The organism is Streptomyces malaysiensis subsp. malaysiensis, assembly GCF_040653035.1.
Classification (GTDB): Bacteria; Actinomycetota; Actinomycetes; order Streptomycetales; family Streptomycetaceae; genus Streptomyces; species Streptomyces malaysiensis.
This window is the reverse complement of the sequence record NZ_JBEZNG010000006.1, coordinates 317,591-337,693: the sequence shown is the minus strand read 5'-3', so window position 1 is coordinate 337,693 and position 20,103 is coordinate 317,591. Positions and strand designations below refer to the sequence as shown.

Sequence of the window (20,103 nt, the reverse complement as noted above, 5' to 3'; positions counted from 1 at the left end):
GTGCCCTAGCGCGCGCCCACGCGGGCCCGCAGATCGGTGATGCCCACCCCGGCCCACGCCTCCCGCACCGCCGCCTGCTCCTCGCCCTCGCCGTAGCGGGCGTGGGCCGCGGCCACCGTAAGGTGCGCGAAATCGGCGAACTCCGCGTCGGAGGCCAGATCGCCGCCGGTCAGCACGTCGAACCAGATCTGCCCGGCGCGCTCCCAGGCGTTGCCGCCCAGGGCGGTGGCGGCGAGGTAGAAGGCGTGGTTGGGGATGCCGGAGTTGATGTGGACGCCGCCGTTGTCGCGTGAGGTGTGGACGTAGTCGTCCATCGTGCCCGGCTGCGGGTCCTTGCCCAGCACATCGTCGTCGTAGGCCGTGCCCGGGGCCTTCATGGAGCGCAGCGCCACTCCGGTGACCCGGTCGGTCAGCAGCCCCGCGCCGATCAGCCAGTCGGCCTCCTCGGCGCTCTGGCCGAGCACATGCTGTTTGACCAGGGCGCCGAAGACGTCGGACATCGACTCGTTGAGCGCCCCGGACTGGCCGAAGTACTCGAGGTTGGCGGTGTACTGCGTGACGCCGTGGGTGAGTTCGTGGGCCATCACGTCGACCGGGATGGTGAAGTCCAGGAAGACCTCGCCGTCCCCGTCGCCGAAGACCATCTGCTCGCCGTCCCAGAAGGCGTTGTTGTAGTCCTCGCTGTAGTGGACGCTCGCGTTCAGCGGCAGGCCGGAGTCGTCGATCGAGCGCCGCCCGTACGCCTTGAGGAAGAGCTCGAAGGTCGCGCCGAGCCCGTCGTAGGCGCGGTTCACCGAGTCGTCCCCGCCCGCCTCGCCGCCTTCGGCGCGCACCTTCTTTCCCGGCAGCGCGGTCTTGTGGCCGGCGTCGTAGATGGTGCGCACGGGCTTGTCGGAGGGCGCGGCGGCGCGCGCCGCGGGGATCCCGCGCACGGTGGTGATCCGGCGCCGGGTGCGCTGGAGCGCGTCGTGCTCCAGGGTGCGGCGGGCGGGATCGGCCAGCGAGGCGTCCTCGGCGTGGGACAGCTTGTCGAGGACGTGGGGCGGCACGATGGTGCAGAAGGCGCTGTGGCGGCGACGGCGGGCAGGGGCAGGCGCGGGGGCCTGCGCGTGGGCATTGGCGTTGGCGTCCATGGCTGGCAATGTCGCACCGCGTCATCCCGGTGTCACGCCTTGCGGTCATGATTGCTGAAATCGAGTGGAAGATGGGGGAAGGTGTGTATTCCTCCGCGGATCATGTTCTGGTCCGCATAGTGATACAGGTCCGCCATGGCCGTCCGGCTCGGTTAGGCTGCTTCCCATCATGCGTTTCGGGCTGCTTCTCCTTAGCTGCCGCGGCGAGGGCCTGTAGTCGAAGGCCGACCCCCTCCCCGCGGAGTTCGGCGTTGCGGTGATCACGCCCTGTCGGCCGCCCCAGGACCTCCGCGACAGCGGATTCGTCCAGCGGACAGCGGATTCAACAAGGAGCCCCGCGCACCATGACCCACTCCGATACGCCCGGCCAGTCCGAGACCTCCGGTAACGCCGTCGGCCGTCCCACGCCCATCACCGCCGCGACCGTCACCCAGCGCCCCTCGGGGATGCCGATCCACAAGTACGGCCCGTACGAGGCCGTCGACATCCCGGACCGCACCTGGCCGAACAACCGCATCACGGTCGCCCCGCGCTGGCTGTCCACCGATCTGCGGGACGGCAACCAGGCGCTGATCGACCCGATGTCCCCGGCCCGCAAGCGCGAGATGTTCGACCTGCTGGTACGCATGGGCTACAAGGAGATCGAGGTCGGCTTCCCCTCCTCCGGCCAGACCGACTTCGACTTCGTACGGTCGATCATCGAGGAGGGCGCGATCCCGGAGGACGTGACGATCTCCGTCCTCACCCAGGCGCGCGAGGAGCTGATCGAGCGCACCGTCGAGTCGCTGCGCGGGGCGCACCGGGCCACCGTGCACCTGTACAACGCCACCGCCCCCACCTTCCGCCGCGTGGTCTTCCGCGGCACCCGGGAGCAGGTCAAGCAGATCGCGGTGGACGGCACCCGGCTGGTGATGGAGTACGCCGACAAGATCCTGAGCGCTGAGACGGTCTTCGGCTACCAGTACAGCCCGGAGATCTTCACCGACACCGAGCTGGACTTCGCGCTGGAGGTCTGCGAGGGCGTCATGGACGTCTGGCAGCCCGAGGAGGGCCGCGAGATCATCCTCAATCTGCCGGCCACCGTGGAGCGCTCGACCCCGTCCACCCACGCGGACCGCTTCGAGTGGATGTCGCGCCATCTGTCCCGCCGTGAGCACATCTGCCTGTCGGTGCATCCGCACAACGACCGCGGCACCGCCGTCGCCGCCGCCGAGCTGGCGATCATGGCCGGGGCGGACCGGATCGAGGGCTGTCTGTTCGGGCAGGGCGAGCGCACCGGCAATGTCGACCTGGTCACGCTGGGCATGAACCTGTTCTCCCAGGGCGTCGACCCGCAGATCGACTTCTCGCAGATCGACGAGATCCGCCGCACCGCCGAGTACTGCAACCAGATGGAGATCCACCCGCGCCACCCCTATGCGGGCGACCTGGTCTACACCGCCTTCTCCGGCTCCCACCAGGACGCCATCAAGAAGGGGTTCGAGGCGATGGAGGCGAGCGCCGCCGAGCAGGACAAAACGGTGGACGAGATCGAGTGGGCGGTTCCGTACCTGCCGATCGACCCCAAGGACGTCGGCCGCTCCTACGAGGCGGTCATCCGCGTCAACTCGCAGTCCGGAAAGGGCGGCATCGCCTATGTCCTGAAGAACGACCACAACCTGGACCTGCCGCGCAGGATGCAGATCGAGTTCTCCAAGACGATTCAGGCCAAGACCGACGCGGAGGGCGGCGAGGTCACCCCGGGCCAGATCTGGGCGGCCTTCCAGGACGAGTACCTGCCGACCGACGACAACCAGTGGGGCCGGATCGCACTGCGCAGCGCGCAGACCTCCACCACCAGCGAGGGCACCGACGCGCTCACCGTCGAGGCGGTCGTGGACGGCGCCGAGACGGTGCTGACCGGCACCGGCAACGGCCCGCTGGCGGCCTTCTTCGACGCCCTGGCCGCGATCGACCTGGACGTACGGCTGCTGGACTACTCCGAGCACACCCTGAGCGAGGGTGCCGCGTCCCAGGCCGCCGCGTACATCGAATGCGCCATCGGCGGGAAGGTGCTGTGGGGTGTCGGGATCGACGCCAACATCGTCCGGGCCTCCCTCAAGGCGGTCGTCTCCGCCGTGAACCGGGCGCGCAGGTAATTATTTGAACGCGCCGGTGATCTCGCGCCGGTGATCTCTCGCCGGTTTTGCCGGTCCCACCGGTCCGCACCGCGCGGGTCCATCACCCCGCTGACCTGGTCACCCACCGGGGCCCCATGCACCACGAGAGGTGGACGGGGCCCCGGGTTTGGCCTGTTGTCTCCGTTCGGGGTACTGACGTCACATCATGGATGTGGCTAGCATCACGTCAACGCGGCAACGTGGCCGAAGCGTTATGGAGGTGTGACGTGGTGCACCGGCGAGCCCGCCGTGACCGGGACCTGTGTGTGGTAGGCGTACGCACTCTGTGGCGGACCGTCGGCGATGGTGAGTTCTTCTGCCCGGAATGCGGGGGCGACCGCAACTACCGTCGGCGTACCGGCCGGCGCCGCATCGTGGTGCTCGGCCTGCCCGTGCTGCCGCGCGGACCGGTGGCGCCCATCGTGGAATGCGCGGCCTGCGGCGGCCGCTACGGCACGGACATGCTGGACCACCCCACCACCACCCGCTTCTCCGCGATGCTCCGCGACGCGGTGCACACCGTGGCCCTCGCGGTCCTGGCCGCGGGCGGCACCGAGGCGACTGCGGTCCGGCAGGTCGCGGTGGGCGCGGTGCGCGCCGCCGGGTTCGCCGATTGCAGCGAGGACCAACTCCTCGCGCTCATCGAGGCCCTCGCCGCCGACACCGGGCGGCTCCCGGGCGCGTGCGGCGAGCGCGACGGCCTGGACCCGTGCGGTACGGCGCTGGCCATCGAGCTGCACGAGGCACTGGAGCCGCTGGCGCCGCATCTGGCCCCCACCGGCCGGGAGGCCATCCTCCTCCAAGGCGCCCGGATCGCCGTGGCCGACGGGCCCTACCGCCCGGCCGAGCGCGCGGTCCTGGAAACCGTCGGCCGGGCCCTGATGATCGGCCCGGACGACACGGCCCGTCTGCTCGCGGCCACAAGGGCGGCGTTCTGAACCGGCGATTCCGGTTCGCTTCATTACTCCCGCGGGAGTAATCGCCCCCGTCCCGCCCCCGGCGCAGTAGCCGTCATCTCCGTCGTCGGCGCGACGCGTCCGCGCCCCGGCGCCGGAAGCCTGGGGGCATGCAGACGACATCGTCACGGAACCCGAGAGATTCCGAACAACCGGACGCGCCGCCGCCCTCCGCGGCCCGCGGAAAGCGGCGGCGCCGCACACTGCCCTGGGCGGTCATCGCGGGCTGGGTGCTGCTGCTCCTCGTCGCCGTCCCCTTCGCGGGCAAGCTGGAGGGCGCCAAACGGGACACGGCCGTCGACTACCTCCCCGCGGGCGCCGACTCCACCCAGGTGGCCCGGCTCCAGGAGGGGCTGCCCGGTGGCGACGCCATCGACCTCGTCCTCGTCTTCCACCGCGACGGCGGGCTGACCGGTGGCGACCGTAAGGCGGCCGGCGAGCGGGTGGCCGAGGTGGCGGCCCACCACGACCTCGTCGGCGGCCAGGCGCCGCGCGCCGTCCCGTCCAAGGACGGCACGACCCTGATGTACCCGGTGGCGCTCACCGGCCTGACGGACGAGAAGGAGCGGGCGGACGCCGTCAAGGACGTCCGCGCCGAGCTCGCCGCGCACCCCGAGGGGCTGCGCGTCCAGGTCGGCGGCCCCGGTGCGCTCAGAGCCGACTCGCAGGAGGTCTTCGCCTCCACCGACGGCACGCTGATGTTCGCCACCGCCGGGGTGGTCGCCCTGCTGTTGATCATCACCTATCGCAGCCCCCTGCTGTGGCTGGTCCCGCTGGGGGTGGTCGGCGTCGCCGCCATGGCCGCGATGGCGATCGTCTACGGCCTCGTCGAGGGCTTCGACCTCGTCGTCACCAGCATGAGCTCCTCGATCATGACGGTGCTGGTCTTCGGCGCGGGCACCGACTACGCCCTGCTGATCGTGTCCCGCTACCGCGAGGAGCTGCGCCGCCACCGCGCCCCGTACGACGCGATGCGCGAGGCCCTGCGCGGCTGCGGTCCCGCCGTGCTCGCCTCCAGCGGCACCGTGGCCGCCGGACTGCTGTGTCTGCTCGCCGCCGACCTCAACAGCAGCAGCGGACTGGGCCCGGTCGGCGCCGTCGGGGTCGTCTGCGCGCTGGCCGCCATGATGACGCTGCTGCCCGCGGTGCTGGTGCTGCTGGGGCGGCGGGTGTTCTGGCCGCTGATCCCCGCCTACGGCAGCGAGCCGCGATCGACCCGGCGCGGGTTCTTCGAGGCGATGGGCGGCTCGGCCCGCCGCCGGCCCGGGACCGTACTCCTCGGTGGCGCCGCGCTGCTGGGCGTTCTCGCCATCGGTGTGCTCAATCTGCCCGGCGACCTCAAGCAGGAGGACACCTTCACCGACAAGCCCGAGTCGGTGGCCGCGACCGAGACCCTCGCCCGCGCCTATCCGGACAGCAGCAGCCAGCCCATCAGCGTCATGGCGCGCACCGCGGCGGCGGACGAGGCGCTGCGGCTGGCCCGCGCCACGGAGGGGGTGGCACGGGCGGACGCCGGGCGCAGCGGCGGCGGCTGGACGGAGATCGACGTCTTCCCGCGGGGCGCCCCGCAGTCGGCGCGGGAGACGGCCACCCTGCACGCTCTGCGCTCCGGTCTGGTGCGGGTCGAGGACGCCGACGCGTTGGTCGGCGGGCCCAGCGCCCAACAGCTCGATCTGAAGGACACCAACGCCCGTGACCGGATGCTGGTCATCCCGCTGGTGCTGATCGCCGTGCTGCTGATCCTGGCGGCCCTGCTGCGCAGCCTTATCGCGCCGCTGGTGCTGGTCGTCGCCGTGGTCGCGGTGTGGGGCGCGGCGATGGGGCTCGGCGGGCTGTTCTTCGAGCCGGTCTTCGGCTTCGCCGGGGTCGATCCCGGGCTGCCGCTGCTCTCGTTCGTCTTCCTGGTCGCCCTCGGCGTGGACTACGGCATCTTCCTGATGCACCGGATGCGGGAGGAGTCGCTGCGCGGGGCGAACGTCCCGGACGCGGCCGTGACCGCGCTGCGCACGACGGGCGGGGTGATCGCCTCGGCCGGCCTGGTGCTGGCGGCGACCTTCGCGGTGCTGGCCACGCTGCCGATGGTGATGCTGGTCGAGATGGGGTTCGTGGTGGCGGTCGGGGTGCTGCTCGACACCTTCCTCGTACGGACGTACCTGGTGACGTCGGCGAGCCTGCTGCTGAAGCGGTGGGTGTGGTGGCCGGGTGCCCTCTTCCGGCGTACGGCCGCCGCGCCCGGCGTGCCTGACGCTGCCGGGTCGCCCGACTCGTCGGCCCCGGTCGGCCAGGGCGGCCCCTCCGGCGCCGGGTCCCGTCCCGAACCGGCCGTACGCGGCGGCTGACGCCGGGCCGTACGCGGCGGCTGACGCCGTCTCTCAGCCCGGACCGGCCGCACAGGGGACGGCCGGTCCGGAACCCCCCTGGTCCCGCCCCAGGGGATGCGTAGCGCCTTACGGATCCCCACCGTTGTACGGATCCCTGCCGCCCTATGGATCGGCCCGAAGCGGATCCCCGAGGATGGAGCCCGTGCCCGCACCTTCCGCGACCCACTCCGCGAACAACCCACCGGCGCGCCCCGCCGTCCACCGCGCCATCGCCTCCGTGCTGCGTGCCCTGCACAGCGGCCCCCGTCCCGCCGAGAGCCGGGGCGAGACCCGCAGGCGGCGCTGGGTGGACGCCGGGATCGCCGGTGTGGTGCTGGTCCTACAGATCGGGCTGGCCCTGCTGGGGCTCGGCGACAACGGCCATCGGCCCGACGCGATCGGCTGGGCGCTGCTCGCCGCGAGCGCCGCGGTGCTCGTGGGGCGGCGGCACAGCCCGATGGTGGTCACCGCGGCGGTGGTGCTCATGGTCGGGCCGTACCACGCCATGGACAACGTCCATATCGCGGTCGTCCCGGCCGGGCTGCTCGCCGTCTACACCCTCGCCGTGATCGGCCCGCCGCTGCGGTCCTTTCTTACGGTCTCCATCCTGCTCGCGGGCATGGTGACGCTGATGACCCTGGGCAGCAATGTGCAGGCGGGCGCCGACATGCTGCGCAGCTCGGGCTGGGTGCTGTCGGTCGTGGTGATCGGCGAGGCGATCCGTATCCACCGCAAGTACATCGCCGCGATCCTGGAGCGGGCCGAGCGCGCCGAGCGGACCCGCGAGGAGGAGGCGGCCCGCCGGGTCGCCGAGGAACGGCTGCGCATCGCGCGGGATCTGCACGATCTGCTCGCGCACAGCATCACCCTCATCGGCGTTCAGACCTCCGTCGCGGCGCATGTGCTGATCGCCGACCCCGAGCGGCTGGACCGGGAGGCGATGGCCAAGGCGCTCGACGGGATCGCCGACACCTGCCGGGACGCCCGCGCCGAGCTCCGGGCGACCCTCCATGTGCTTCGCGGGGCCGCGGGCGGCGCCTCCGACCGTCCGGACGAGGAGGACACCGGGCCGCTGCCGGGGCTCGCCGGACTCGCCGACCTGGCCGCGGCGGCGGAGGCGGCGGGCGTACGGGTGAACCTTACGGTCGACGTGGAGGCGTCCGAGCTGTCGCCCGCCGTGGGCGCCGCCGCGTACCGGATCGTGCAGGAGGCCCTGACCAACGCAGTCCGCCACGCACCGGGGACGCGGGTGCGGATCACGCTCGTACGGGACGAGGCGGAGCTGTGCGTCGCCGCCGTGGACGAAGGCCCGAGCGGTGAAGGGCCGCCCATGACCGCCGGGGCCGCCGAGCCGGGCTATGGCATCGTCGGCATGCGCGAGCGGGCCCGCAGCGTCTCGGGCACCCTGACCGCCGGGCCACGCGAGGACGGCCCCGGCTTCGCGATCAGGGCCGCGCTGCCGTGGGGCAGGGGCGGCTCGCCCGGCGGCCGCACCGGCAGCGGACAGACCGTCGTACCGCCCAGGGAGGCCACCCCATGACCACGCCAAGGGACCCGGCGTCCGGGACCAGTTCAGCCCCGGCGTCCGGGATCAGCTCGGACCTGGCGTCCGGGACCAGTTCAGCCCCGGCGTCCGGGACCAGCTCGGATCCAGCCTCCGGGATCAACGGCCAAGCGGACCCCGCCCCGGGGGCCACCGCGCCGGACCCCGCGTCCGGGACCGCCGTGCCGATCAGGGTGCTGCTCGCCGACGATCAGACGCTGGTCCGTGCCGCCTTCGCCATGCTGGTCTCCTCGGCCCGCGACATGGACGTGGTCGGGCAGGCGGGCACCGGCCGCGAGGCCGTCGAACTGGCCCGCACCGCCCGTGCCGACCTCGTGGTCATGGACATCCGGATGCCCGATCTCGACGGCATCGAGGCCACCCGCCGTATCGCCGCCGACGAGGACCTCGCCGATGTCAGGGTGCTCGTCCTGACGACCTACGACACCGATGAGCACATCGTCGAGGCGCTGCGCGCGGGCGCGTCCGGCTTCCTCGTGAAGGACACCCGGCCCGCCGAACTCCTCGACGCCATACGGACCGTGGCGGCGGGGGAGTCCCTGCTGTCGCCCGGCCCCACCGCCCGGCTCATCGCCCGCGTGCTGCGCCTGCCGGACGCCCCGCCGCCAGGTGTCCCCGCCCCGGCCGCGCTGGGCGTGCTCTCCGAGCGCGAGCGCCAGGTGCTCGCCCTCGTCGCGCGCGGTCTCAACAACGCGGAGGCGGCCCAGGCGCTCGGCCTCTCACCGCTCACCACCAAGACCCATGTCAGCCGCATCATGGGCAAGCTCGGCGCCCGCGACCGCGCTCAACTGGTCATCGCGGCCTATGAGTCCGGCCTGGTCACCCCGTCCCGCTCCTGACCGGGCCCGCCCGCACGGGGCCGCACGAACGCGCCGCCAGGAGGCGCGAGCGAAGGGCGGCCGGCGCCGTGCGGCCGCCCTGGGCCGTTCCGCGCTCCGTGACCGCTCACGGCCTCCTGCGACCGCTCACGGCCTCCTGCGACCGCTTACGACTTGTCGGCCGGGATCTCCTTGATCTCGGCCGTCGGGGCGTTCTTCTTGACGGATTCGACGCCCTTCTGCGCGGCGGACTTGGACTCGTAGGCTTCGCCGACCGCGATGATCTCGCCGTTGCCCGCCTTCAGCCGGAAGCGGTGCTTGCCGCGCTTGTCCTCGTAGATCTCGAACTTGCCCGCCATGGGTGCCACCTCCATTAGCCGTCGCGGCCCCCTCAAACCACCGTAGAGCGGGCGATGCGGCCTCGCACTCCCGCGTCCGAGCGCATCAGGGGCGCGTATCAGGGGCACATCGGAGGAGCGCGGGGACGCCGTCAGACAGTGCCGAACAGCGGGCGGCACGGCTCCAGTCCGGTGATCTCGACCGGGGTGGTGCGGTGCTCCTCCCAGGCCGCGCGGTCCAGCCGCAGCCGCTGGAGGGTGCGGGCCTCGCCCCTTACGGCGACTACGGACAGCCCGTCGGGGCGGTAGCCGAGCCGCCGGGAGACCCCCAGCGAGCGGCCGTTCTCCACCATCGCGCCCGAGGTGACCGACCGCGCGCCCAGGCCCTCGAACGCCAGGTGTGCCACCGCCGCCCGCATCTCCGTGCCCAGGCCCTTGCCCTGGTGGGCGGCGCCCAGCCAGGAGCCGGTCTCGGCCTCCCGCGTGACCGCGAAGTCGGTCGCCAGCAGGTCCTGCCGCCCGATCACCGTGCCCTCGTACAGCACCGCGAGGCTCAGCGTCCACTGCTCCGGCCGCCATTCGGCGATCGTGCGCAGCACATGCTGGAAGCTGCTGCGGCCGCGCTCCTCCGGGGGCGCGTCGGTCCAGGGGTTGCTGAAGGGCATCTCGGCCGGGTCGTGCACCCCGTCCGCCGCGGCCGCGGCGAGTTCGTCGAGCCGGGGGATGTCGGGAAGCCGCAGTTCAAGGCGTGGCGTGCGGAGGCGAAGCCCGTACAGGGGCCAGTAATGGGAGTCCATGAGGGGAGGCTGCCGGAGGCACGGCCGCCGCGTCGAACCAATTACGGCCCGATTCGTCAACCCATGTTGACGGCGAGCGGAGTGTCAACCTACATTGACGGTATGACCGAAGCAACGGATCTCGCCGAGCGCGCGGGCGACCGGGACCCCCGGATCGGACTGCGCGCCGTCGCCGCGCTGCGCCGGCTGCTGGAGCAGCTGGAGGCCGTCCAGGTGCGCAGCGCCCGCGCACAGGGCTGGTCATGGCAGGAGATCGCCGCCGAGCTGGGCGTCAGCAGGCAGGCGGTCCACAAGAAGCACGGGAGGCGTTGATGTTCGAGAGGTTCACCACCAGCGCTCGCGAAGTGGTGCGCGGCGCCGTCCAGCACGCGGCGGACACCCGCGCCGAGGCGGTCGGCGAGGCCGAGCTGCTGCTCGCGCTCCTGGACCGTACCGGCAGCCCCGCCGCCGAGGTCCTCACCGCCCTCGGCGCGCACGGTCGCCGCGCCTCGATCGAGCGGTCCCTGGCCGAGGTCCGCAGGCGCGGGGGCATCACCGGCGCCGACGCGGAGGCGCTGGCCGGGCTCGGCATCGATGTGGACGAGATCGTCGCCCGCGTCGAGGAGGCCCATGGCGTGGGCGCGCTCGCGGCCGCCGGTTCCACCCCCGCCCGCGCTCCCCGGCGCGGCAGGCGTCTCGCACGCCGCCCGTTCTCCCGCGAGGCCAGGTCGGTGCTGGAGCGCTCGCTGCGGATGGCCGTCGCCCGTGGCGACAGGCACATCGGCGATGAGCATCTGCTGCTCTCCCTCACCGCCCGCCCCGGTGTCGCCGCGCATGTCCTGGCCGACCACGATGTGACCTACATTCAGGTCGAACGTGCCCTCACCACCCGTGCCACGAAGGGCTGATACCGGATCCCGCCTCGTCCCACCTCGCGCGACGACTCGCAATTCGGTTGCCGCCGCGCCGGGTCGGGACGCATCCTGACCCGATGTTGATCCGACGAGAGACCCGCTCCGACATCGACGCCATTCGGGCCGTCACCTCGGCCGCGTTCGCCAAGTCGGACACCGTGAGTACCCCGAACCCCCCGAACCCCCCGGATCCGCCGAACTCCCCGAGCACCCTGGCAACCCGGCACGCTTTGAACACCACCGTCCCGGTCGAGGCCACACTGCTGGACGAACTCCGCGTCAGCGACGGCTGGTTGCCCGCGCTGTCGTTCGTCGCCACCGGCGACCGGGGCGAGGTGATCGGGCATGTGGTGTGCACCCGTGGCCATGTCGGCTCAGATCTGGCCCTCGCCCTCGGTCTCGGCCCGCTCAGCGTGCACCCCGCCCATCAGCGCCGCGGCGTCGGCCTCGCCCTCGTCCACGCGGTGCTCGGCGCCGCGGACGCCTTCGGTGAATCCCTGGTCGCCCTGCTGGGCAGCCCCGCCTACTACGGCCGGTTCGGCTTCCGCCCGTCGACCGAGTACGGCATCACGGCTCCGGACCCGGCCTGGGGCGACTACTTCCAGGTCCGGACCCTGACCGCCTATCAGCCGAGCCTCAAGGGGCCCTTCACCTACGCCGAGCCGTTCGACCGCGTCTGAGCACGAGCCGAGCCCCACCGGATCAGCTGAGCCGCACCAAATCAGCCGAGGCACACCAAATCAGCCGAGGCGGATCGGCCAAGGCTCACTGGATCGGTGAATCGGGCGGCGGAAGCCGGACGATCTGCTCCCGGTCCACCGACTCCACGCCGTCCACCGCCTCCAGCGCCGGGATCCGGTCCTCGGCGATCGTCCCGGACAGCGAGCCGAGGACCGGCTGCTCACCGGTGACCGTCAGCCCGGTCCGGCGCGCGGCCTCCACGACCTGGGCGAACCGGTCCGGGGCGACCGAGAGGATGACCCCGACCGGCCCGGACCGCGGCGCCTGCCCCATAACGCCTCCGTTCACGGGGCCTGGAGCAGACCCGAGCCGACGTCCGCGGCCGGTTGCGCCAGCGGATGGGCGCCGGACCGCAGACGGGCGCTGAGGTCGGCCGCCGAGGCGTCCGGATGGGCCTGGGCCAGCAGCGTGACCACACCGGAGGCATGCGGCGCCGCCATGCTCGTGCCGCTCATCGTCTGGTACGTCCCGTCCGGCGCGGCCGAGAAGATGTCGACCCCGGGCGCCGCGATATTGACCTCCCCGCCTTCGCCGTTGATGGCGTCGCAGGAGAAGAACGCGGTCCCCAGGTCCTTGCCGAGCGCCGCCACCGCCAGGATGGATGGGCAGTTGGCGGGCCGCCCCACGGGCGCCACGAAGCCGGGCCGCCGGCTCTCGTTGCCCGCCGCGGCCACGATCACCGTGCCGCGCCGCAGCGCGCGCCGTGCCACGTTCTCGTACGTCTGCGGGAACAGCTCGCCCGGCTCCACCGGGGCCCCGAGCGACATGGAGATCACCCGGGCGCCCTGGGAGACCGCCCAGGCCATGCCCGCCAGGATCTCGCCGTCGGAGCCCACGCCCTGATCGCTGAGCACCTTGCCCACCAGCACCCGGGCCTCTCCGGCCACGCCGTACCGGGGCGCGGCCGCGGGTTTGGCCGGTCCGGCCACGGTGCCGACGCAGTGGGTGCCATGGCCATGGCCGTCCTCGACGCTCGCCCCGGCCACGAACGAGGCCGTGGCCTCGACGCAGCCGGTCAGATCGGGGTGGTCGGTGTCCACACCGGTGTCGAGCACGGCGACCTTCACTCCGCTGCCCGTCAGATGGGACCAGTTGGCGCGGATTCCCTGGAGTCCCCAGGTGGTGTTCCGCTCGTCCCATGCCGGCCCCAGCGAGGTGGCGAGCTCGGCCCGGGTGTGCCGGGTCACCTCGTCATCGTCGCTGCGGTAGGTCGGGGAGAAGCCGGTCAGCGTGCGCTGCGGCTCGGTGATCACCGACGCGTACACCACGCGCTCCGGCTCCGTCGCGATGATCGTCGGCTCCGCCTCCGCCGTGGTGACCAGTGCGTGGCGCTGGTCCGGCTGCACATCGACGACGGCGACGCCGAGTTCGTCGAAGACCACCGACACATCGGGCCGCCCCAGCCGCTCCGCCGCTCCGGGCTCCGCCCCGCGGACGCGTTCCACCGACGCGATCCCGACGGACGAGCGCAGCGCCTCCATCCCGCGATCGGGTTCCCGCTGATCGAGCAGGACCACATACGGCCCGGTGTACTCCGTCGTCTGCGCCCCCAGCGGCATTCCGGGCCGCTGGGGCCGCTCCCCGTTCGGGCCCTTGCCCACGGGCCCCACGGGTCCAGGTCCGTTCGTCATTGCCTTTCTCCGCTCCTGTACGCGGTCAGTGCCCTCCCCCGGATCGCTCCCCCGGATCGCGGACACACGCCACCGCGCGGAAAGCTCAGGCCCCAAACGACGGTCCGGTGCTCCCGCGTGACCGGCGCGGTCCTCTGCGCTTTTAGCCACTCCACGTTCCCCCGGCCACCACGGTCCCCCTTATGTCCACCGTCACCCCCCGCCCGGGGGCCCGCAACTCGGAGCCGGGGGCTCACCGGAATCGCCCGGGGCTCACCGGAAACGTTTGATGTGAAGCGACCATTGGGCCGAGCGGACGCGTACGGGTATAAGGGGCGGCACGGGAGCGGGGGACCGAGGGTTCGGGGGGGCATGGTGGCGGTCGGCAAGGGCAATGCGGAGGTGCTCACGCGGTTCGGGCTCGTGGTGGCGAGTCTGCTGCCGCCGGCGGTGCTGGGGACGAGGTTCTGGTCGTCGGTCAACGCGCATCCCGCCGTCTCGCTGCTGCTCTTCCTCGGGTACGGGGCGCTGCTGGCGGGGCTGGGATTCCTCGCCAAGGTGTACGGCAAGGTCGCCGACCGGTGGGTCGAGCGGGTCGCCGACGCCGTGGACCGGCGGCTGCGGTGGCGGCTCTCCGGCTTCGAGCGGGACTACCGCGCGTACGTATTGAGCCACCACCGCTTCATCGATCTCAAGGGCCTGGCCACGCGCGGGGATTACACCCCGGGCCTCGAGGAGGTCTTCGTGGACGTCAGCCTGGTGCCGAGGCCGACGCACGAGGCGTCGCGCGAGTCCCTGGCGGGGAGGGAGCCCCTGCCGGGGGCGCTCCCCGGGGACGCCAACGGTGCCGTGGGTGTGCGGCAGTCCGTACGGGACTTCCTCGGCAAGCCGGATGGTGCCGCGCTCGCGGTCATCGGAGCCCCCGGTACCGGTAAGACCACCCTGCTCAAACATCTGGCGCTGGGACTCGCACGGGAGCGGGGCGGACGCGATCTGCCGGTACTGCTGCTGTTACGGGACCACGCCGAGGCCATCGGCGCCCGCCCGGACGTCTCGCTGCCGGAGATCATCGGGGCCTCGCTGCGGCGGCTGAAGGGCGATGAGCCACCGGGGTGGTTCGACCGTCAGCTTCAGGAGGGGCGGTGCGTGGTGCTGCTGGACGGCCTCGACGAGGTGGCCCGCGAGGAGGACCGGCGCCATGTGTCCAAGTGGGTCGAGGAGCAGATCGAGCAGTACGAGGGGAACGACTTCGTCCTCACCTCACGCCCCCACGGCTATGCGAGCGCCCCGGTCAACCGCGCCCGGGTGCTTCAGGTGCGCCGCTTCACCGGCGAGCAGATCCGGCGCTTCGTCCACGGCTGGTACCGCGCGATCGAGCGGCTGAGTACGGGCACGGACGACGCCGCCGTCACCGACCGCGCCGAGGAGGGCGCCGAGGACCTGCTGGACCGGCTGCGCGCCCGCCCCGTCCTGTACGACCTGGCGGCCAATCCGCTCCTGCTGACGATGATCGCCAACGTGCACCGCTACCGGGGCGCGCTGCCCGGCAGCCGGGCCGAGCTGTACGGCGAGATCTGCGAGGTGCTGCTGTGGCGCCGCCAGGAGGCCAAGGGCGGCGCGGCGGTGCCGCGGGACGAGCTGACGGGGGCCAAGAAGGAGGTCGTGCTGCGCGAGCTGGCCTTTGTGATGATGGCCGACCGGATGCGCGACATCCGCGGCGAGTACGCCTCGGACGTACTGCGCCCGCTTCTCTTCCGGGTCTCCTCGATCCTGTCCTCGCAGGAGTTCCTGGACGCGATCGTCGTCAGCGGACTGCTGATCGAGCGGGAGCGCGGGCTGTACTCCTTCGCCCATCTCACCCTCCAGGAACATCTGGCCGCCCTGCACATCCAGCACCGGGGCCGGGTCGACGTCCTGGCCGCCAACGTGGACGACGACTGGTGGCGTGAGACCACCCTGCTGTACGCGGCCCGCGTGGACCCGGCCCCAGTGGTGGAGGCATGCCTGGTCTCGGAGACCGTCAGGGCGCTCGCCCTGGCCTTCGACTGCGAGGAGGAGGCGACCGAGCTCGACGTGTCGATGGCCCGCCGGCTGGAAGCGCTGCGCGAGGAAGCCCTTCGGGAGCCCCTCGACTCGCCCCGGCGCCGTCTGATGACGGCGGTCACGGTCATGCGGTGGCTGCGCGAGACGGTACGGCTCGGCGAGGACACGCTGGTCTGTACGCGGCCGGTGACGCGGGAGATCTTCGATCTCTTCGAGGCGGAGCAGCTCCTGCCGACAGCGCGTGGCCTGGGCGACGGCCTGCCGGAGGCGGTCGCCGTGGGGATGGCCAGGGAGCGGTCCTGGGATTTCGTGCGATGGCTGAACGGCCTCCTGCCCGAGGACGTCAGCTATCGGCTGCCCACCGAAGCGGAAGTCGCCGACCCTGGTTTCCGCCTCGCCTTGCCGACCACCGAGCACACCGTCTGGTACGCCCCCTCGGATGGTGACCCCAGGCCGGTGTCGCTGTGGGTGCCGGAGGGGGCGAGGAACCCATGGTGGCCCGGACCGGAGGACCTGCGGCCCGGTCTCGTGTCCGAGGCGCCCGGCGGGTCCGCCGAGCCGAGGATCGGCTCCGACTCCTGGCTCGGCCGGAGCGAGCGGGACGAGGAGATCCTGAACTTGGGGAAATGGGCGCTCGCCCTGGTGCGGGACCTCACCGTCGAGGGCGGCGTCATCCCCTCCGGGGACGGCTCGCGCCGCACCGGCCGTGGGGCGGCGTCCCGCCCCGCCTCGGGCTGGAGCCACGTGGCGTACCCGACCCGGGTGCTGACCGTGGCCCTCGCCTGTGACGAGCTGCGGTCCATGTTCCCTGCCGGTGCCACATCCGAGGCGCGCCAAGCCGTGCTCCCCGCCCTCCCCGATGCCGCTCGCGGTGCCGCGGACCTGGATCTCGCCCTCGTGCCGGGTCTCGACAACCTCGGACCCTCTGTCCGCGAAACCCACCCCGAGATCCTCGAGCGCCTCTCCCCCCAGGCCCACCGGGCCATGCGGCTGGCCGCCCTTCTGCTCCTGCTGGCCGGACAGCAGCGGGGCTCCCGGCGTGGCACCGTGCGGTCGGACGGATTCCGGCCGCTGGTGCACGGGGTGCTGAACGGCGTCGACTTCACCGCCTCCCGCGTACGGGCCCCGCTGCCGGAGACGCTCTCCATCATGGCGAGGAGCGCGGCGTTGTACATGCCGGGCCCGAGCGAGGGCGCCGCCCCGTTCCGCGGTGCCCTGGAGGACATGGCCGACGAGGTCGCCTCGGCGACAGCCGATCTCGGCACCGCACCGTGGTCCATCACGGCGCCGGAGGCCGGTCTTCTCCGGCTGGAGGCGCTGGCGCTGTCCGAGGTGGCCGTCCGGGTGCTCGGAGATCCGGTGGTGGCCGGCAACTACCGGAACCTCGCGGTCGGCTTCCTCGTACTGGAACGCCGCGCGGAGGGCACGATCACGCCCAACGAGACGATCATGCTGGTCCGCGCGTAAGCGCCCCGCGCGACAAGGGCCGGGCTTTCCGGGGTGGCATGTCCGGAATCGGCCGTTCAACGCAACGGAACCGGACAGTCCGCGGATACACCTCTTTTCATCGATTTTTCTCCCATGGGACAGTCAAGTTCCTTGACGCACATGAACAACGGGGGAGAACCACATGGCCAGGGCACGTCGTTTGGCACTCATCGGCATCGCGGCCGCGACCCTGGGGCTTGCCGCCCCCACGTCGGCCACAGCCGCTGACGTGCCGCCCAGCTGGGACTTCGTCAAGTCGACGAAGTTCTACCAAATCGCCAACGTGTACTACAGCTATGAGGCCGAGTCGCACGGTGGCGAATTCCACGCCTGCATCCACACCACCTGGGGTGGCGAGGCGCAGTACGCCCTCTACGAATCCGACCCGACCAGCTCCCATGAACTGGTGGGCACCATCCGCACCCAGACGGCCGGCGGCTGCGAGACGTGGAACGTCGGCGCCTATGTGGACGGCAGCAACGACAGGGCCGAGCTGTACATCGCCACCAACGACTCCCAGGCGTACAAGGTGGACTTCTACGACTGAGCCACTCCCCGTCGCTCCAATGTCCGCGGGCCCGCCCGGACGACCCCTTACGGCGACGCCGGTCTCATCCGAACTGGCCGGGCTGGTAGTCGCCGGCGGGCTGCTGGACGATGACGTTCAGGCGGTTGTAGGTGTTGATGATGGCGATGATGGCCACCAGGGCGGCGAGCTGCTCCTCGTCGTAGTACTTGGCGGCGTTCGCCCATGCCTCGTCCGTGACACCACCGGCCGCGTCGGCGATGCGGGTGCCCTGCTCCGCCAGCTCCAGGGCGGCGCGCTCGGCCTCGGTGAACACCGTGGCCTCCCGCCAGACCGCGACCAGGTTGAGGCGTGTCACGGTCTCCCCGGCCTTCGCGGCGTCCTTGGTGTGCATGTCGGTGCAGAAGCCGCAGCCGTTGATCTGGCTGGCCCGGAGCTTCACCAGCTCCTGCGTGGCGGCCGGGAGTGCCGAGCCCGTGACCGCCTTGCCCGCGGAGTTGATGTGCTTCAGGAAGGTGCCGAGGAGCGGGTTGCCGAAGAGGTTCAAGCGAGCGTTCATGATGAGCTCTCCTATGCGGTTGCCGTGCTTACACCTCCCTGACGGAGCGGCTCGGAGAGATGTGACAGCGCTGGATGTGACCTGCGTCTCTCCGATGGTGGGATGGCATCGGCCGGTCAGCGGCGGCGCTCCGGGGACTCCAGGACAGCCCACGAGGGGTGCTGGAGCCCCCGGACAGCACACCTAGTGCGTCAGCGTGTACCAGGCGGTGCTGCCCACCGTGATGCACACGGCCCAGGCCCACCGCAGCGCTTTGGGTGAGATGCGGACGGAGAGGGTCACGTGTTCGTCGAGGTTGACCTCGAGGTGTCGCCGGCGCCTGAGTTCGGCCATATGGATTCTCCCTAGATTTCGTGGCCCGCGGTCAGGTGCCGGGGCCCGTCTGGTGAGGGGCTGACGGGGTGTTCGGCTCCAACTGCCAGGAAGGGGGAACACCACGTCGGAACGTACGCCTGCCCGTTGGACAGGTGTCGTGTAGTTAACGCAGCCACGTCGCGCGACGCAACTAAACCCGCACTAACCACTGACAAAGCGTCAGCGATCGTTTGTCGGAGGGTGACCCTACAATTCCCCTCCGCTTGACGGACATTGATCCGCATAGCCCTCATGGCCGACCATAGCGGCCATACTTACCGACGGGTATTCCGCGAGTTTGCGATAGGAAGCGCATGTAAATGCACTTAACGCGCCAGTTGGCCCTGTGTTCGCTATGGCCAACGCCACATTCCAGGTGGCGACAGAACATCCCAAGAAGCCACTTGGCTCGCATATTCGGCGCGTCTTCGTGGAAGCGTCATGTCCGGCATGGGGCGCGGCGACGCTCGGCAGGAGTTTTGGCTCTCCGGTGCAGCTAATTGCCACTCAAATTGGCGGCTGCCTGCTGTCCGGCTAAGTGATTGCCCGAGCGACCTATCCATAGCGGATGCAACGAGATGATCGCGAATGCAAATCATGTGCGGATGGTGCGCGCGAGCGGTGAGCAATGACGGTGTTGGCCGGAAACCGCCGCCCCTCCCTTCCTGGCAGTTGGAGCAGGGGCGGCGGCCCTCACCAGACGTGGAGAACCACGCCCGCTTACTTCGTCGTTGACCCCACGGATGTGCGGGCAGCGTCGCTGTTCCGGCCTCCGCCCAGTCAACGACTGGACCGAGGATAGTGTTTTTCTGTGAGGTTCGGATGCACTACAAGGGGTGAATATGTGTTATTCGCAACACTATTCTGACCGTTCAGAAGAATGAAAAACCTCGACTTCGGTCCCGATCTCTCAGCGCGTTCTGATAGCGGAACCTCTGATCCCGCCAGGACATCGAGGTGCCGCATGGTGAGCAGGTGGCCGGTTTTCGGCACGTTCTAATAGGGCGGCCGAATTGCCGACGACCGCGCGGTTCCCCTACCCGCCCCTTCCCGGAGCCCCGCCACGCGGCGGAGCCGCAAGGGGCGGGTAGGGGAGCTCAGCGGCCGGCCTGTTCGGAGTCGGCGGGCCGGTCGCGCGTCGCGGCTTGGCGGGCGCGGTGGTTGGCGACGTTGACGCGATTGCCGCACAGTCCGGGCATGCAGTAGCGGCGGCTGCCGGGCCGGGTGGTGTCGATGAACGCTCCCCGGCAGGTGGGCGCGGTGCACGCGCGGAACCGCCGCTCGCCGAGGGTGTGGACGACCCCCAGGATGCCCATGCCGCAGATCAGTGAGAGGGCGTCGGCGATGGTCGCCCCGTCCCGGAGTGGGACGGCCCACCGCGTGCGGCCCTCGTGCGCGGGGTCGGGAGCCAGGGTGGCGCCCTGGCCGGGCGAGGTGAGCCTGGTGGCACCGGCGATGAGGTGGGCGCGGTCGGGGTGATCGATCAGGTCCCGCACGGTGGTCCGAAGCGCGTGCACCGCATGGAGGTCGGCTGGGCGTCCGTGGCGGGCGAGTTCGGTCAGCGCGCCCGGAGCGTCGTCGTCGCTTCCGGACCGGTCGCCGTGCAGCTCGGCGAACGCGACGAGGGCGGCCAGGTCGGGCAGGCGGTCGTCGCCGCGCCAGACCTCGGCGGTGGTGTTGACCAGCTCGGTCGCGATCCCCGCCGCCCAGGCGTAATCGTCCAACGCCACTTGCATCGTTGACGTACTCCTCGCTACGTTCGGC

At 71.4% G+C, this 20,103-nt stretch carries 18 protein-coding genes; 10 read left to right on the top strand and 8 right to left on the bottom strand.

The features are described from left to right. Positions 1-5: 5 nt before the first annotated feature. On the bottom strand, positions 6-1,133 hold the full coding sequence (locus AB0E24_RS15900) for a M4 family metallopeptidase (RefSeq protein ID WP_217489618.1): 1,128 nt from the start codon (positions 1,131-1,133) through the stop codon (positions 6-8). Between the two features lie 344 nt (positions 1,134-1,477). Here AB0E24_RS15900 and leuA point away from each other — a divergent pair, with 344 nt between their 5' ends. From leuA to AB0E24_RS15875, 5 genes are all read left to right on the top strand, one after another. After that, positions 1,478-3,271: a 2-isopropylmalate synthase gene (leuA, locus tag AB0E24_RS15895; RefSeq protein WP_069865947.1), complete on the top strand. Its 1,794-nt coding sequence runs from the start codon at positions 1,478-1,480 to the stop codon at positions 3,269-3,271. 248 nt (positions 3,272-3,519) lie between these two features. Further along, on the top strand, positions 3,520-4,230 hold the full coding sequence (locus AB0E24_RS15890; protein WP_069865949.1) for a TerB family tellurite resistance protein: 711 nt from the start codon (positions 3,520-3,522) through the stop codon (positions 4,228-4,230). 128 nt (positions 4,231-4,358) lie between these two features. Beyond that, the gene (locus tag AB0E24_RS15885; protein ID WP_359377488.1) at positions 4,359-6,587 is read left to right on the top strand and encodes an MMPL family transporter; all 2,229 of its coding nucleotides are present in this window, start codon (positions 4,359-4,361) and stop codon (positions 6,585-6,587) included. A gap of 175 nt (positions 6,588-6,762) precedes the next feature. Beyond that, on the top strand, positions 6,763-8,148 hold the full coding sequence (locus tag AB0E24_RS15880) for a sensor histidine kinase (protein ID WP_359377485.1): 1,386 nt from the start codon (positions 6,763-6,765) through the stop codon (positions 8,146-8,148). A gap of 185 nt (positions 8,149-8,333) precedes the next feature. Next, complete coding sequence (locus tag AB0E24_RS15875) at positions 8,334-9,011, top strand: response regulator transcription factor (protein WP_079260457.1); 678 nt, start codon at positions 8,334-8,336, stop codon at positions 9,009-9,011. Positions 9,012-9,157: 146 nt separating this feature from the next. Here AB0E24_RS15875 and AB0E24_RS15870 read toward each other — a convergent pair whose 3' ends face one another. Together AB0E24_RS15870 and AB0E24_RS15865 are read right to left on the bottom strand one after the other, a co-directional pair. Then, positions 9,158-9,349 carry a YegP family protein gene (locus tag AB0E24_RS15870; RefSeq protein ID WP_069865955.1) on the bottom strand — a complete coding sequence of 64 codons (192 nt, stop codon included), beginning with the start codon at positions 9,347-9,349 and terminating at the stop codon, positions 9,158-9,160. 131 nt (positions 9,350-9,480) lie between these two features. Beyond that, positions 9,481-10,125, bottom strand: a complete 645-nt coding sequence (locus AB0E24_RS15865) for a GNAT family N-acetyltransferase (protein ID WP_359377482.1) — start codon at positions 10,123-10,125, stop codon at positions 9,481-9,483. A 102-nt stretch (positions 10,126-10,227) separates the two neighbouring features. Between AB0E24_RS15865 and AB0E24_RS15860 the strand changes: the two genes are divergently transcribed. From AB0E24_RS15860 to AB0E24_RS15850, 3 genes are all read left to right on the top strand, one after another. Next, positions 10,228-10,437, top strand: a complete 210-nt coding sequence (locus AB0E24_RS15860) for a helix-turn-helix domain-containing protein (protein ID WP_069865957.1) — start codon at positions 10,228-10,230, stop codon at positions 10,435-10,437. Continuing rightward, positions 10,437-11,012 carry a Clp protease N-terminal domain-containing protein gene (locus AB0E24_RS15855; RefSeq protein WP_099013711.1) on the top strand — a complete coding sequence of 192 codons (576 nt, stop codon included), beginning with the start codon at positions 10,437-10,439 and terminating at the stop codon, positions 11,010-11,012. The genes AB0E24_RS15860 and AB0E24_RS15855 overlap by 1 nt, the downstream gene beginning before the upstream one ends. Positions 11,013-11,095: 83 nt before the next feature. Beyond that, positions 11,096-11,698, top strand: coding sequence for a GNAT family N-acetyltransferase (locus AB0E24_RS15850; protein WP_079257591.1), 603 nt, complete (start codon positions 11,096-11,098; stop codon positions 11,696-11,698). An 85-nt stretch (positions 11,699-11,783) separates the two neighbouring features. On the opposite strand, the gene AB0E24_RS15845 is transcribed toward AB0E24_RS15850, so the two are convergent. Together AB0E24_RS15845 and AB0E24_RS15840 are read right to left on the bottom strand one after the other, a co-directional pair. Continuing rightward, positions 11,784-12,032, bottom strand: a complete 249-nt coding sequence (locus AB0E24_RS15845; protein ID WP_359377479.1) for a hypothetical protein — start codon at positions 12,030-12,032, stop codon at positions 11,784-11,786. An 11-nt stretch (positions 12,033-12,043) separates the two neighbouring features. After that, complete coding sequence (locus AB0E24_RS15840; protein WP_359377477.1) at positions 12,044-13,390, bottom strand: S8 family serine peptidase; 1,347 nt, start codon at positions 13,388-13,390, stop codon at positions 12,044-12,046. 351 nt (positions 13,391-13,741) lie between these two features. Between AB0E24_RS15840 and AB0E24_RS15835 the strand changes: the two genes are divergently transcribed. Further along, positions 13,742-16,879, top strand: coding sequence for an NACHT domain-containing protein (locus tag AB0E24_RS15835; protein WP_359377474.1), 3,138 nt, complete (start codon positions 13,742-13,744; stop codon positions 16,877-16,879). Between the two features lie 163 nt (positions 16,880-17,042). Further along, positions 17,043-17,447, top strand: a complete 405-nt coding sequence (locus AB0E24_RS15830; protein WP_347213522.1) for a YndA family protein — start codon at positions 17,043-17,045, stop codon at positions 17,445-17,447. Between the two features lie 64 nt (positions 17,448-17,511). Here the strand turns inward: AB0E24_RS15830 and AB0E24_RS15825 are convergent, their stop codons facing one another. The 3 genes from AB0E24_RS15825 to AB0E24_RS15815 form a co-directional block, all read right to left on the bottom strand. Continuing rightward, a complete protein-coding gene (locus AB0E24_RS15825) occupies positions 17,512-17,985 on the bottom strand; it encodes a carboxymuconolactone decarboxylase family protein (RefSeq protein ID WP_147966409.1) in 474 nt (157 codons plus the stop codon). Positions 17,986-18,168: 183 nt separating this feature from the next. Continuing rightward, positions 18,169-18,318, bottom strand: coding sequence for a hypothetical protein (locus tag AB0E24_RS15820; RefSeq protein WP_174884033.1), 150 nt, complete (start codon positions 18,316-18,318; stop codon positions 18,169-18,171). Positions 18,319-19,436: 1,118 nt separating this feature from the next. Then, positions 19,437-20,075, bottom strand: a complete 639-nt coding sequence (locus AB0E24_RS15815; RefSeq protein WP_214659812.1) for a CGNR zinc finger domain-containing protein — start codon at positions 20,073-20,075, stop codon at positions 19,437-19,439. Between the last annotated feature and the right edge of the window lie 28 nt (positions 20,076-20,103).

Excerpts from the sequence above, each read along its gene's own strand:
- AB0E24_RS15900 (WP_217489618.1), bottom strand. The coding sequence starts at position 1,133 with ATGGACGCCAACGCCAATGCCCACGCGCAGGCCCCCGCGCCTGCCCCT.
- leuA (WP_069865947.1), top strand. The coding sequence starts at position 1,478 with ATGACCCACTCCGATACGCCCGGCCAGTCCGAGACCTCCGGTAACGCC.
- AB0E24_RS15885 (WP_359377488.1), top strand. The coding sequence starts at position 4,359 with ATGCAGACGACATCGTCACGGAACCCGAGAGATTCCGAACAACCGGAC.
- AB0E24_RS15880 (WP_359377485.1), top strand. The coding sequence starts at position 6,763 with ATGGAGCCCGTGCCCGCACCTTCCGCGACCCACTCCGCGAACAACCCA.
- AB0E24_RS15870 (WP_069865955.1), bottom strand. The coding sequence starts at position 9,349 with ATGGCGGGCAAGTTCGAGATCTACGAGGACAAGCGCGGCAAGCACCGC.
- AB0E24_RS15865 (WP_359377482.1), bottom strand. The coding sequence starts at position 10,125 with ATGGACTCCCATTACTGGCCCCTGTACGGGCTTCGCCTCCGCACGCCA.
- AB0E24_RS15860 (WP_069865957.1), top strand. The coding sequence starts at position 10,228 with ATGACCGAAGCAACGGATCTCGCCGAGCGCGCGGGCGACCGGGACCCC.
- AB0E24_RS15855 (WP_099013711.1), top strand. The coding sequence starts at position 10,437 with ATGTTCGAGAGGTTCACCACCAGCGCTCGCGAAGTGGTGCGCGGCGCC.
- AB0E24_RS15850 (WP_079257591.1), top strand. The coding sequence starts at position 11,096 with ATGTTGATCCGACGAGAGACCCGCTCCGACATCGACGCCATTCGGGCC.
- AB0E24_RS15845 (WP_359377479.1), bottom strand. The coding sequence starts at position 12,032 with ATGGGGCAGGCGCCGCGGTCCGGGCCGGTCGGGGTCATCCTCTCGGTC.
- AB0E24_RS15840 (WP_359377477.1), bottom strand. The coding sequence starts at position 13,390 with ATGACGAACGGACCTGGACCCGTGGGGCCCGTGGGCAAGGGCCCGAAC.
- AB0E24_RS15835 (WP_359377474.1), top strand. The coding sequence starts at position 13,742 with ATGGTGGCGGTCGGCAAGGGCAATGCGGAGGTGCTCACGCGGTTCGGG.
- AB0E24_RS15830 (WP_347213522.1), top strand. The coding sequence starts at position 17,043 with ATGGCCAGGGCACGTCGTTTGGCACTCATCGGCATCGCGGCCGCGACC.
- AB0E24_RS15825 (WP_147966409.1), bottom strand. The coding sequence starts at position 17,985 with ATGAACGCTCGCTTGAACCTCTTCGGCAACCCGCTCCTCGGCACCTTC.
- AB0E24_RS15820 (WP_174884033.1), bottom strand. The coding sequence starts at position 18,318 with ATGGCCGAACTCAGGCGCCGGCGACACCTCGAGGTCAACCTCGACGAA.
- AB0E24_RS15815 (WP_214659812.1), bottom strand. The coding sequence starts at position 20,075 with ATGCAAGTGGCGTTGGACGATTACGCCTGGGCGGCGGGGATCGCGACC.